Below are 12400 nucleotides of genomic sequence, written 5' to 3' on the forward strand. Positions count from 1 at the left end.
AACGCTCCCATGCCCCGAAAGGTGCCTGCCACGGTGGTGACCGGTTTTCTCGGCGCCGGCAAGACCACGCTCATTCGCCACATGCTCGCCAACGCCAACGGCCGGCGCATTGCGCTTGTCATCAACGAGTTCGGCGACCTCGGCGTCGATGGCGAAATCCTCAGGGGCTGCGGCATTGCCGGCTGCACCGAGGACGACATCATGGAGCTGTCGAACGGATGCATCTGCTGCACCGTGGCCGAGGATTTCATCCCCACCATGGAAAAGCTGCTCGAGCGCGCGACGCCCCCCGATCACATCGTGATCGAAACCTCGGGCCTTGCCCTGCCGCAGCCGCTCGTGCGCGCCTTCAACTGGCCGGGCATCTCAACCCGCGTGACGGTGGATGGCGTCGTGACCGTGGTCGACGGCAAGGCGGTGGCCGAAGGGCGCTTCGCCGCCGACGAGCGAGCGCTCGCCGCCCAGCGCGCCGCCGATGAAACGCTCGACCACGACACGCCGCTTGCCGAGCTTTTCGAGGATCAGCTTGCCTGCGCCGACATGATCGTGGTCAACAAGACCGATCTTCTCTCGCCCGAAGAGGCGGAGGCTCTCGCCGCCGAACTCGCGACGAAGGCGCGCGAGGGCGTGCGGGTGGTGCGCGCGGCCCACGGGGCGCTGCCCGTCGAGGTGCTTCTCGGGATCGGCAGCGCGGCAGAGACCGACATGGACGCGCGCGGCGAGATCCACCACCACCACCATGACGACGAGGAAGACCACGAACACGCCCACGGCCATGACGAGTTCGAAAGCTTCGTGGTCGAGCGGGGCGAGATCGCCGATGCATCCGCCTTCGCGCGGCAGGTGGCCGAGGTGATCCGCACCCATGACATCCTGCGGCTCAAGGGCTTTGCCGCGGTGGCGGGCAAGCCGATGCGGCTGGCGCTGCAGGCGGTCGGCCCGCGTGTGGAAACCTATTTCGACCGCCCCTTCGCCCCCGGCGAGGCACGCTCTGCGCGGCTTGTGGTGATCGGCGAGGCCGGGCTTGACCGCGCCGCGATCGAGGCGGCGCTCAGGGCATGACGATCGAGGTGGCCCCCGGTGATCCGCGCGAGGCGCAGGCGCGGGCGCTCATCGAGGCCAGCCACGCGCTGATGGAGAGCCTGTTTCCACCTGAGGACAACCACTACCTCGACATCGACGCGCTGGCCGCGCCCGACATCTCCTTCTTCGTGGCGAAGCGCGACGGCAAGACCGTGGGCTGCGCCGCGCTCGCCCGGCACGCGGGCTATGGCGAGGTGAAGTCGATGTTCGTGGCCGAGGAGGCGCGGGGCCAGGGCGTGGCCGACGCGCTTCTCGCCCGCATCGAGGCGGAGGCGCGCGCCGCCGGCCTGCCCGTTCTGCGGCTCGAGACGGGCGACGCGCTCACCGCCGCGCTGCGCTTCTACGAGCGCGCAGGCTTCCGCCGGCGGGGCGCCTTCGGCGATTACCCCGAAGGCGGCACGAGCGTGTTCATGGAGAAGCGGTTGGGATGAGCGCATTGGGCTACCGCGCGAACAACCGACGTTTCGCCCGGCGCCACGCGCCGGGCAGCGCCCGACCCGCCCCCCACGGGGCGGGCGCTTCACGCCCACCCCGCCGGGTCGGGCGCTGCCTTCTGTGGCGGAAGCCGGAGGGAAGCTGATGCACCTGCTCGCCGCCACGCCGGGCACGATCGATGACGGCTCCGAGCCGGTTGATCTCGGCCAAAGCCCGGCCGATGTCGTGTTCATCTCGGCCGCCGATACCGAGCTTGCCGCGCTCTCGGAGGCGCGCGCCGAGATGGCCGACGCGCCGAGCCTGCGCCTTGCGAGCCTGAACCACCTGCGCCACCCGATGTCGGTGGACCTGCACCTTGACAGCTGCGCCACCCGCTCGCGGCTCGTCATCGCGCGCATCCTCGGCGGGCGCGGCTACTGGCCCTACGGGGTGGAGCAATACGCCGCCCGGCTTGCGGAAGCGGGCGTGCCGCTCGCGCTCCTGCCCGGCGACGACCGCGAAGATGCCGAGCTGCGCGAGCTCTCCACCGTTTCTGACAGCGACTATGACGCGCTCTGGGCCTATCTCGTCGAGGGCGGGCCGGAGAATGCGGCAAACTTCCTTGCCCACGCCGCGCACATGCTTGAGCGCACCCGCCCCGCCCCGCCGGTGGCAAAGCCGCTGTTGCGCGCTGGCGTCTACTGGCCGGGCGCCGGGGTGGCCGATCTCGACACCGCGCGCGCGAACTGGCGCGAGGGCGCGCCGGTGGTGCCGGTGATCTTCTACCGCGCGCTGGTGCAGGGGGCGGGGCTCAACCCGATCAACCGGCTGACGCGGGCGCTGATGCGCGCGGGGCTCAACCCCCTGCCCGTCTTCGTCGCTTCGCTGAAGGATCCGCTCTCGGCGGCGACGCTTGCTCGGCTCTTCACCGAGGCGCCGCCCGAGGTCATCCTCAACGCCACCGCCTTTGCCGTAGGCACGCCGGGGGAGGATCCGGCCGCATCCGGCAACCCCCTCGCCGCGCCCGAGGCCAATGGCGCGCCGGTGTTCCAGCTTGTGCTCTCGGGCGGCACCGAAGCCGCGTGGGAAGAGGGCACGGCCGGCCTCTCGGCACGCGACATCGCAATGAACGTCGCGCTGCCGGAGATCGACGGGCGGATCCTTTCCCGCGCCATCAGCTTCAAGGGCGAGGCCTTCTTCGACGAGGCCACGCAATGCTCCATCGCGAGCTATCGCGCGCGCGGCGACCGGGTCGATTTCGTCGCGCAACTCGCGGCGAACTGGGCGCGGCTCAGGCGCACGCCGCCCGCCGAGCGGCGCGTGGCGCTGGTGCTCGCCAACTACCCCAATCGCGACGGGCGGCTTGCCAATGGCGTCGGGCTCGACACGCCGGCCTCGACGGTGGCCGTCGTGCAGGCGCTGGCCGGCGCCGGCTACCGGGTGACCGGCGCACCCGAGACCGCCGAGGCGCTGATGGACGCGATCCTCGCCGGGCCGACGAACTGGCTCACCGACCGCGCCGAGCGCAAGGGCGGGGTGGAGCTTTCCTACGCCGACTACCAGATCGACTATGGCCAGCTTCCCTGGGAGCTGCGCCGCGACATCGAGGCCCGCTGGGGCCCGCCCGAGGCCGACCCCTTCTTCGAGCCCGGCGAAGTTGATTGCGGGCGCTTCAAGCTCTCGGTGCTCGCGTTCGGCAATGTCGTGGTCGGCATCCAGCCTGCGCGCGGCTACAACATCGACCCTTCCGACACCTACCACGCGCCCGATCTCGTCCCGCCCCACAACTACCTCGCCTTCTATTTCTGGCTACGCCACCAGTTCCGGGCCCATGCCATCGTGCACATGGGCAAGCACGGCAATCTCGAATGGCTGCCGGGCAAGGCGGTGGCGCTGTCGGCCGGGTGCTGGCCCGAGGCGGTGCTGGGGCCGCTGCCGCACATCTACCCCTTCATCGTCAACGACCCCGGCGAGGGCACGCAGGCCAAGCGCCGCGCGCAGGCCGTCATCATCGACCACCTCACGCCGCCCCTGACCCGCGCCGAAAGCTACGGGCCGCTGCGCGATCTCGAAGCGCTGGTGGACGAATATTACGAGGCCGCGGGCGTTGACCCGCGCCGGGTGGAGCGGCTGCGGAGCGAGATCCTCTCGCTGGCCGCGGCCACCGGCATCGACGCCGACGCGGGGCTCGCGGGGGACGACAGCGAGTCGGACCTCGCCAGGCTCGACGCCTGGCTGTGCGAGTTGAAGGAAGCGCAGATCCGCGACGGGCTGCACGTCTTCGGCGCCTCGCCCGAAGGCCGGCTCGAGCGCGACCTTCTGATGGCGCTCGCGCGCATCCCGCGCGGGGCCGGAGAAGGGGGCGATGCCTCGCTGACGCGGGCATTGGCAGATGACCTTGGCCTCGGCTTCGACCCGCTCGACTGCGACATGGCCGCGCCGTGGCAGGGGCCACGGCCCGATGTGCTCGAGGCGGTGAGTGGTGATGCCTGGCGGACGCACGGAGACACGGTGGAGCGGCTGGAGCTCCTGGCGCTCGAGCTGATCGAGGCGGAGGGTATGCCCGACAACGCCAACGCAGCAAACCATACGGAGGCCAGCGCCCGGCCCGAGGGGTGGGCGCAGCAGCGCCCGCCCCTGGGGGGCGGGTCGGGCGCTGGCCGGTTCGCGCGCGAACCGGCCGGAAAACCAAACATCGCCGCGCCCGGTCCGGCCAGCACCGCCGTCCTCACCCGGCTCCGCGAGCACCTCGCTCCCGCCTTGCGCGCCTGCGGCCCGGCCGAGACGGCCGGACTCCTGACCGCGCTCGACGGCCGCTTCGTCGCCCCCGGCCTCTCCGGCGCACCCACGCGAGGCCGGCCGGACGTTCTGCCCACCGGGCGCAACTTCTTCTCGGTCGACAGCCGTGCCGTGCCCACGCCCACGGCCTGGGCGCTGGGCTGGAAATCGGCCAATCTCCTCATCGAGAAGCACCTGCAGACCCACGGCGACTGGCCGCGCGCGATGCTCGTCACCGCCTGGGGCACCTCCAACATGCGCACCGGGGGCGACGACATCGCACAGTGCCTCGCGCTGATGGGCGTGCGCCCCACGTGGGACGCCGCCAACCGCCGTGTCACCGGCTTCGAGATCATCCCCCATACTGCCCTCGGGCGACCGCGCGTCGATGTCACGCTGCGCATCTCCGGCTTCTTCCGCGATGCCTTCCCCGGCCTCGTGGCGCTCGTCGATTCGGCCGCGCGCGCGGTGATGGCGCTCGACGAGCCCGAAGACGTGAACCCCGCCGCCGCCCGCGCCCGCGCCGAAGGCGAGGCGGGGCGCTTCCGCGTCTTCGGCGCCAAGCCCGGCGCCTATGGCGCGGGGCTGCAGGCGCTGATCGACGAGCGCATCTGGTCGGACCGCGCCGATCTCGCCGAGGCGTATCTCGAATGGGGCGGCTACGCCTATGGCGCCGCGGCCGAGGGCACGCCCGCGCGCGCCGCGCTCGAGACCCGGCTCGGGCAGGTGGAGGCCATCGTCCAGAACCAGGACAACCGCGAGCACGACTTGCTCGATTCGGACGACTACTATCAGTTCGAGGGCGGCGCGGCGGCGGCGGTGGCCACGCTGCAGGGCCGCGAGAGGCCCGTCTATCACAACGACCACTCCCGCCCCGAGCGCCCCGTCATCCGCACGCTGGAGGAGGAGATCGCCCGCGTCGTCCGCTCCCGCGTGGTCAATCCCAAATGGATCGAGGGGGTGAAGCGCCACGGCTACAAGGGCGCCTTCGAGATGGCGGCGACGGTGGACTATCTCTTCGCCTTCGCCGCCACCACGCGCGCGGTGAAGAACCACCACTTCGACCTCGTCCATGCCGCCTATCTGGAGGACGAGGACACCCGCAGCTTCATCGCCGAGCACAACCCCGCCGCCCTGCGCGAGATCGCCGACCGGCTCGCCGAGGCCATCGACCGCGGACTCTGGCAGCCGCGCTCGAACAGCGCGCGGCAGATCATCGACAGGCTTCGGGGCTGAGGCAGTCACTCCACGAAGCAGTCCGTGAGGAACACCTCGGGCGCCTGCCCGTCCAACCCCACGGGCTCCGGCGGCAGGACGCAGACGATCTCGACGGGCGGCAGCGGTGCGGGGCCAGGCCGCGCCTGCCCCTCGCCACCGCAGTCGAGGCGCGCCCGCACGAAGGCCTGGTCTCCCTCAAGACTGCCCGGCCGTACCGCGCAGCCGGAAAGGGCGCTGATGGCCACCCCGCCTCTCAGCACCATCGGATAACGCGCAAGCCGCGCATCCCACCCCATCCGATGGGCTTCGGCCACATCGCCCTTGCGCCAGACGTCAAACACCGCGCCGTTGACCGCCGCGCGGCCAAGGAACGCCCCGCCATCTCCCATCCACAAGCTTGGAGAGGCGCAGCCCGCGATCAGGAGCGCAGATGCCAGCGCGCCCGCCTTCACCATCGTGTCCGGCCCGTTTGCCGCCATGCCGCGAGCCTGCCGGCAATGTATTGAGAAACCGTTCAGCCGGTGCCGCTGTCGTCGTCGCCGTCCCGGCTGCGGCGCAGAAACGGCGAGATGCGGAACGACATGCCATACCCCCTCGAGCGCGTACGCAGGACAGGCGTTTGTGACGCCGGTTTGCGCGCCTCCCGGAAGACGATGTAGAGCCCCGCGGCAATGATAACCGCGGCGCCCGTCATGGTGGCGGCATCGACCGTCTCGCCGAAAAACGCCGCCCCGTAGCCCGTTGCCCAGAGGATCTGCGAATACTGCATGGGCGCCACGATGGCCGCCTCCGCGCGGCGGTAGGCGGCGATCATCAGGAGCCCCGCGACGAAGCCCAGAAACGCGATCAGCGCCACGCCGGCCAAATGTTCCACCGGCATCGGCTCGTAGACGAAACCGAGCACGCCGCCCATGATGAGATAGCTCGCCATCAACGGGTACATCAGCAGCACAACAGGCCGCTCGTCCCGCCCGATCCGCCGCACGATGACCGAAGCCGTGCCGCTCGCCACCGCCGAGGTGATCGCCGCCAGATGCCCCAGCGTCAGCGATGCCCCTCCCGGCCGCAGCACGATCAGCACCCCCACAAGCCCCGCCAGCACCGCCAGGCCACGGCGCCAGCCGACGCGCTCGCCCAGAATCGGAATAGACAGCAGCGTGATGACGATCGGCGCCATGAACAGGATCGCATAGACCTGCGCCAGCGGCAGAACCGAGAAGGCATAAAAGCCGCACAGCATCGCGACCACGACGCAGCCGGTGCGCAGCGCCGACCACCACGGATGAACCGGGCGCAAATGGGCCTCGGTGCGGTCGCTCATCAGCATCACCGTGACCAGCGGAAAGGACATGAGCGTGGCAAAGAAGATGAGCTGAAACGGCGTGTAGACCGCGCCGAGCCACTTGATGATGACATCATGAGTGGCAAACAGGGCGAAGGCGGCGAGCGCAAAGAGCGCGCCGCTGAGGTTGCTGTGCATGGAGGCCGCTCCCGGCGGTTCGATCAGTCGCCCCTATCAGAATGGCAGCGGTGGAGAAACTCAAGAGCGTGCAGCGCCACCTCGCGCGCCCGGCGCGTCGCCCCGCTCGGCGCCTTCCCCACAGGCCTCCTCCCGGCTTTCCATCTGCAGCGTGGCATGACCGATGTCGAAGCGCTGCCCCAGCATCTCCACGATGCGGCGCCGGAGCCCCGGAGGAGCGTCCGGCGCCTGCACCACATGCGCCTCGAGAGAGGTGCGATGCTCGTCAATCTGCCACAGGTGCAGGTGGTGAACGTCCTCCACCCCTTCGACGGACCGCATCGCCTCGCGCACCTCGCCGGGATCAAGGCCGGGCGGCGCGCCCAGCATCAGCATCCGCATCACCGGGCCCAGTTCCACTGCCGCATGCCAGAGAATGTAGCCCGCGATGCCGAAGGTTACGATCGGATCAACCACCCACCAGCCGAAGAGCAGGATCAGCCCGCCCGCCACCATCACGCCCACGGAGCCCAGCGCATCGGCGAGGTTGTGCAGGAACGCCGCGCGCACATTTACGCTCTCCCGCGCCATGCGCCAGGTGAGCGCCGCCGTGGTGGCATCGACGGCAAGCGCGATACCGGCCACGATCACCACGATCCAGCCCTCCACCGGCTGTGGCGCGAGAATGCGCAGTATCCCTTCCCACACCAGCCAGAGCGCGATGAGCACGAGCGCGACATAATTGGCAAATGCCGCAACGATCTCGGCGCGCCCGTAGCCGAAACTCATCCCCGGATGCGCCGGCCGGCGCGCGATACGCCGCGCGGCCCAGGCAAGAATGAGGGCTCCTGCATCCGAGAAGTTGTGCACCGCGTCGGCGATCATCGCCAGCGAGCCGGAGATGATGCCCGCCACGGCCTGCGCCACGGTAAGCGCAAGATTGACGGCAATGGCCAGCAGAAGCCGACGGTCGCCCTGCACGTGCGCGAAATGGTGGTGGTCGTGGTGATGGTGATGTGCGCTCATCGCCTCGGCTCTCCGCGCCGCGTCGGCCCCGTGCGATCCGGTGCCGTCTTGCGCGCGCACTGTGCCCGAGCCGCCCGCCACGGGCAACCGCTGCCGCCTCGTTCTTGACCGGACCGCGCGTCTCACGCTTCGGCGCGCGGGTCGGCCGTGGCAGGCCCGAGCGCGGCGCAGGCGAGCGCGGCGAGGGTCAGGAGTTCGACAAGTCCGAACAGCGCGATCCCGAGAACATTCGCGATGGCCGACACTTCCCCAAGGCCGAAGGCAACGAAAAGCGCCCCGACCCGCGCCATGCCGAGGAGCGACAGCACCACGGCGGCGATGGCGGGGGACTTGCCCGGTTGCGCGCCAGCCACGGCGCGGGCCAGCGCGGGGCGCGCAACCAGCATGACGGCGAGGGCGAGCAGGTTGCTGGCCGCGCCCGCAAGGGCCAGCAGCAGCGGGTAGACCAGCACATCCGCCCCCGGTGCCGCTGACGCTCCATTCCACCCGGCCGCGACCGCGATCAGCATCACCAGCACCGTCATCAGATACCAGCCCGCAACGCGCAGCGTCAGCGCCCCGAACACGACGGCCAGAGCCTTGAGCATCGGGCGCGGCCACATCCGCCCGCCGACCCGGGCCACAAGATGCGCAAGAGCCGCAACCATCGTCCCCCATGCCAAAAGAGTGATACCCTCGACGGCATCTTCCGGCAGCTGCTCTGCCCAGCTGCGGTAGGGGGCCGTGGAGATGCTCCACGAGAAGAAGAAAAAGGCCAGAGGGTCGGAGGGTATCGCTGCAAGCACGACCGCAAGCGCAAGCGGTGCCCGCCGCACCAGCGCCAGGGTTTCACCCAGAAAGGCCAGCGCATCGTGAACCCATTCGGCGCGCTTCCCGCCCTCCGTGCGCGGTTCGGGAAAGGCGGCCGCGCCGATCACCGCCATCGCCAGGGTTTCCGACACCCCGAAGGCAAGCGCCCCGCTCAAAGATGGCGCCAAGGCATCTCCGCCCCACAGGAAATGGGCCGCCCAAGGCAGCGTAGCGGCAAGGGCGGCCGCCGTGGCCGGCGCCCACCTGCCGCCGCCCCTGGCCGGCCCGAGGCGCCAGAGCGCCGCCCCGGCCCCGGCAAGCTGGAGGAGCAGCAGGAAAATCGACATGCCGGCAACGTCGGACAGGCCGAAAGGCTCGACCAGCACGGCCGGGAGAACCATGAGCCACATGCCAACGAGCGGCACTGCCAGCGGAAACAGGATCAGAAGCCGGATCAACACCGCCGATGCCGCGCGCGGATTGCGCTCCGCGCCCGAGCGATCAGCGAGCACGGTCAGAAATCGCGCCTCCGCGCCGACGAGAGCGATCGCCATCAACGGCAGGATGGCAAGAAGCTGCGTCAGCGCCGCCGCGAGAAAAACGAGGCCCATCGTGCCGGGCAGCCGCAAGGGCATGCGCAGCGCTGCGATCAGGAGATCCGACAGTTCGTTCTTCCGCATCCTTCCAAACCGCGCGCCTGCCGCGGTCGACAAGATCTCTCGGAAAGGCAAGTGGTTCGGACGGGCGCGGGTTCAAGCCCGGGGGCAGGGGCGTTGCCGGTCAATGCGCCTCGGCCCAGTTGCGCCCCTTCCCGGCATCAACCTCGAGCGGCACGGAAAGCTTCACCGCCGGCTCGGGCGCATGTTCCATCACCGCGCGGGCGCGCGCGATGAGTTCCTCCGCCGCCTCCTCGGCCACCTCGAAGACCAGCTCGTCATGCACCTGCAGAAGCATCTGCGCGGGCAAGTCACCGATGCCCCGCTCCATGTGCACCATCGCGCGGCGGATGATGTCGGCCGCGGTGCCCTGAATGGGGGCGTTCATTGCCGCCCGGCGCGCTGCCGCCGCCTGCGCGCCACCCGATTCGATCTCCGGCGTGTGGATGCGACGGCCGAACAGTGTCTCGACATAGCCCTGCTTGCGGGCGCGCTCGATGATGTCCTGCTGGTAGGCGCGGATGCCGGGGAAGCGCTTGAGGTAGGCGTCGATGAACTCCTGCGCCTCCGCGCGCGGGATGCGCAGGTTGCGCGCCAGCCCGAAGGCCGAAAGGCCATAGATGATGCCGTAATTCACCGCCTTGGCGCGGCGGCGGATCTCCGGCGTCACCTCCTCCATCGGGATCTCGAAGATCGCCGCGGCGGTCATGGTGTGAATGTCGAGCCCCTCGGCGAAGGCGTGCTTGAGCGCGTCGATGTCGGCCATGTGGGCGAAGATGCGCAGCTCGATCTGGCTGTAGTCGAGACTGACCAGAAGCCGCCCCTCCTCGGCCACGAAGGCCTCGCGAATGCGCCGGCCTTCCTCCGTGCGCACGGGGATGTTCTGCAGGTTGGGCTCGGTGGAGGCAAGCCGGCCGGTGTTCGCGCCCGCGATCGCGTAAGATGTGTGCACCCGCCCCGTCTCCGGGTCGATATGCGCCTGCAGCGCGTCGGTGTAGGTGGACTTGAGCTTGGCAAGCTGCCGCCAGTCGAGCACCTTGGCCGCGAGCGGATGCTCGGTGGCAAGATCCTCCAGCACCTGCGCCGAGGTGGACCAGTGCCCGGTCTTCGTGCGCTTGCCGCCGGGCAGGCCCATCTTGCCAAAGAGGATCTCGCCAAGCTGGCTTGGCGAGGCGACGTTGAACTTTTCGCCCGCAAGCTCGTGAATCTCGGCCTCGAGCGCGGCCATCTTCTGGGCGAACATTGACGACAGGCGCGAGAGCGCGTCGCGGTCAACCTTGATGCCGGCCATCTCCATGCGGGCGAGCACCGGCACCAGGGGGCGCTCCTCGGTCTCGTAGATGGTGGTGGCGCGCTTGCGGTGAAGCTGGGGCTTGAACAGCTCCCACAGTCTCAGCGTCACGTCTGCGTCTTCGGCCGCATAGCGCACGGCCTTCTCCACCGGCACCTGATCGAAACGTATCTGGGACTTGCCCGAGCCGATGAGCTCCTTAATCGCCACCGGCTTGTGGCCGAGGTAGAGCTCCGAGAGTGTGTCCATGCCGTGGCCGTGAAGGCCTGCGTGCATGGCGTAGGAAAGCAGCATCGTGTCGTCGATCGGCGCCATCTCGATGCCGAGCCGGGCGAACACCTTGGCGTCATACTTCACGTTCTGCCCGATCTTGAGAACCGCCTCGTCCTCGAGCACGGGCTTGAGCATCTCCAGCGCCTCTTCCATGCTCATCTGCCCCTCGGCCAGCGCCTCGGAGCCGAAGAGATCGCCCGAGGAGTCGGGGCGGTGCGCCAGCGGCACATAAGCCGCATGGCCGGGCTCCATGCACAGACTGATCCCCACGAGTTCCGCCCGCATCTCGTCAAGCGAGGTGGTCTCGGTGTCGATCGCCACCCAGCCCCGCTCGTTGATGCGTTCGATCCACTTCTCAAGCGCCTGCCGGTCCGTCACAGCCTCATAAACGGCTTTTGAAAACGGCGGCATCTCGGGTGCCTCAGGCGCGCGCTCGGCGGCGGTCTTCGTCTCGATCTCGGGCGCCTCGACCCCCAGCGCCTCGGCCACGCGCTTGGTGATGGTGCGGAATTCCATTTTCTTGAGGAAGTCCAGCAGCACTTCCGGGTCGGGCCGCTTCACTTCGAGATCGCACAGGGTGACGTCGAGCGGCACATGATCGTCGAGCTTCACCAGCTCGCGCGAGAGGCGGATCTGGTCGGCGTATTCGATCAGCGTCTGGCGGCGCTTGGGCTGCTTGATCTCTTCGGCATGGGCGAGAAGATTGTCGAGGTCGCCATATTCCCTGATAAGCAGCGCCGCCGTCTTCACCCCGATGCCCGGCGCGCCGGGAACGTTGTCGGTCGGATCGCCAATGAGCGCCATGACATCCACGACCTTCTCCGGCGGCACGCCGAAACGCTCCTCCACCTCCTTGGAGCCGATGCGCCGATCCTTCATGGCGTCGAGCATCTCGACCCCCTCGCCGACAAGCTGCATCAGGTCCTTGTCGGAGGAGATGATGGTGACCTCCCCGCCCTTCTCGCGCGCCATGCGCGTGAGCGTGGCGATGATGTCATCGGCCTCGTAGCCCTCCTTCTCGATGCAGGCGAGGTTGAAGGCGCGGGTGGCCTCGCGCGTCAGCGGGATCTGCGGGCGCAGATCCTCGGGCATTTCCTCTCGGTTGGCCTTGTAGGCCTCGTAGAGCTCGTCGCGAAAGGTGGGGCCGGCGGCATCGAAGATCACCGCCGCATGGGTTGGCGCGTCCGGGCCCTTGTTGTCCTCGATGTAGCGCCAGATCATGTTGACGAAACCGGCCACCGCCCCCACAGGCAGGCCATCGGAGGGGCGCGTCAGCGGCGGCAGGGCATGGAAGGCGCGGAAGATGAAGGAAGAGCCGTCGATCAGATGCAGATGACTGCCCTTGCCGAAGTTGCACGACATGCGCGCCTCCCTTGCTCGATGCTCCGCACCGGCGTTTGCCACGAAAGCCCC

Annotated in this window: 8 protein-coding genes; 3 read left to right on the top strand and 5 right to left on the bottom strand. The window is 69.3% G+C overall.

Going from position 1 to position 12400, the window contains the following annotated elements; all coding sequences use genetic code 11:
* Positions 1 to 9: 9 nt before the first annotated feature.
* The 3 genes from cobW to cobN all read left to right on the top strand — a co-directional run bounded on the left by cobW (position 10) and on the right by cobN (position 5511).
* Positions 10 to 1062 (top strand): cobalamin biosynthesis protein CobW, encoded by a 1053-nt coding sequence (cobW, locus tag BLQ14_RS00175; RefSeq protein WP_092497014.1) that lies wholly within the window; start codon positions 10 to 12, stop codon positions 1060 to 1062.
* Complete coding sequence (locus BLQ14_RS00180) at positions 1059 to 1514, top strand: GNAT family N-acetyltransferase (RefSeq protein WP_092497015.1); 456 nt, start codon at positions 1059 to 1061, stop codon at positions 1512 to 1514. The genes cobW and BLQ14_RS00180 overlap by 4 nt, the downstream gene beginning before the upstream one ends.
* Before the next feature lie 148 nt (positions 1515 to 1662).
* A complete protein-coding gene (cobN, locus tag BLQ14_RS00185; protein WP_092497016.1) occupies positions 1663 to 5511 on the top strand; it encodes a cobaltochelatase subunit CobN in 3849 nt (1282 codons plus the stop codon).
* 5 nt (positions 5512 to 5516) lie between these two features.
* Here the strand turns inward: cobN and BLQ14_RS00190 are convergent, their stop codons facing one another.
* The 5 genes from BLQ14_RS00190 to polA all read right to left on the bottom strand — a co-directional run bounded on the left by BLQ14_RS00190 (position 5517) and on the right by polA (position 12349).
* A complete protein-coding gene (locus tag BLQ14_RS00190) occupies positions 5517 to 5972 on the bottom strand; it encodes a hypothetical protein (protein ID WP_092497018.1) in 456 nt (151 codons plus the stop codon).
* A gap of 35 nt (positions 5973 to 6007) precedes the next feature.
* Positions 6008 to 6973 carry a DMT family transporter gene (locus tag BLQ14_RS00195; protein ID WP_092497020.1) on the bottom strand — a complete coding sequence of 322 codons (966 nt, stop codon included), beginning with the start codon at positions 6971 to 6973 and terminating at the stop codon, positions 6008 to 6010.
* Between the two features lie 60 nt (positions 6974 to 7033).
* Positions 7034 to 7978: a cation diffusion facilitator family transporter gene (locus BLQ14_RS00200; protein ID WP_092497021.1), complete on the bottom strand. Its 945-nt coding sequence runs from the start codon at positions 7976 to 7978 to the stop codon at positions 7034 to 7036.
* 122 nt (positions 7979 to 8100) lie between these two features.
* Positions 8101 to 9447 carry a hypothetical protein gene (locus BLQ14_RS00205; RefSeq protein WP_092497023.1) on the bottom strand — a complete coding sequence of 449 codons (1347 nt, stop codon included), beginning with the start codon at positions 9445 to 9447 and terminating at the stop codon, positions 8101 to 8103.
* Between the two features lie 100 nt (positions 9448 to 9547).
* The gene (polA, locus tag BLQ14_RS00210) at positions 9548 to 12349 is read right to left on the bottom strand and encodes a DNA polymerase I (RefSeq protein WP_092497025.1); all 2802 of its coding nucleotides are present in this window, start codon (positions 12347 to 12349) and stop codon (positions 9548 to 9550) included.
* Positions 12350 to 12400: the final 51 nt, after the last annotated feature.

Origin of the sequence: Meinhardsimonia xiamenensis, from assembly GCF_900102905.1 — a bacterium.
Lineage (GTDB): Bacteria > Pseudomonadota > Alphaproteobacteria > Rhodobacterales > Rhodobacteraceae > Meinhardsimonia > Meinhardsimonia xiamenensis.

Excerpts from the sequence above, each read along its gene's own strand:
- BLQ14_RS00195 (WP_092497020.1), bottom strand. The coding sequence starts at position 6,973 with ATGCACAGCAACCTCAGCGGCGCGCTCTTTGCGCTCGCCGCCTTCGCC.
- BLQ14_RS00205 (WP_092497023.1), bottom strand. The coding sequence starts at position 9,447 with ATGCGGAAGAACGAACTGTCGGATCTCCTGATCGCAGCGCTGCGCATG.
- cobW (WP_092497014.1), top strand. The coding sequence starts at position 10 with ATGCCCCGAAAGGTGCCTGCCACGGTGGTGACCGGTTTTCTCGGCGCC.
- BLQ14_RS00180 (WP_092497015.1), top strand. The coding sequence starts at position 1,059 with ATGACGATCGAGGTGGCCCCCGGTGATCCGCGCGAGGCGCAGGCGCGG.
- BLQ14_RS00190 (WP_092497018.1), bottom strand. The coding sequence starts at position 5,972 with ATGGCGGCAAACGGGCCGGACACGATGGTGAAGGCGGGCGCGCTGGCA.
- BLQ14_RS00200 (WP_092497021.1), bottom strand. The coding sequence starts at position 7,978 with ATGAGCGCACATCACCATCACCACGACCACCACCATTTCGCGCACGTG.
- polA (WP_092497025.1), bottom strand. The coding sequence starts at position 12,349 with ATGTCGTGCAACTTCGGCAAGGGCAGTCATCTGCATCTGATCGACGGC.
- cobN (WP_092497016.1), top strand. The coding sequence starts at position 1,663 with ATGCACCTGCTCGCCGCCACGCCGGGCACGATCGATGACGGCTCCGAG.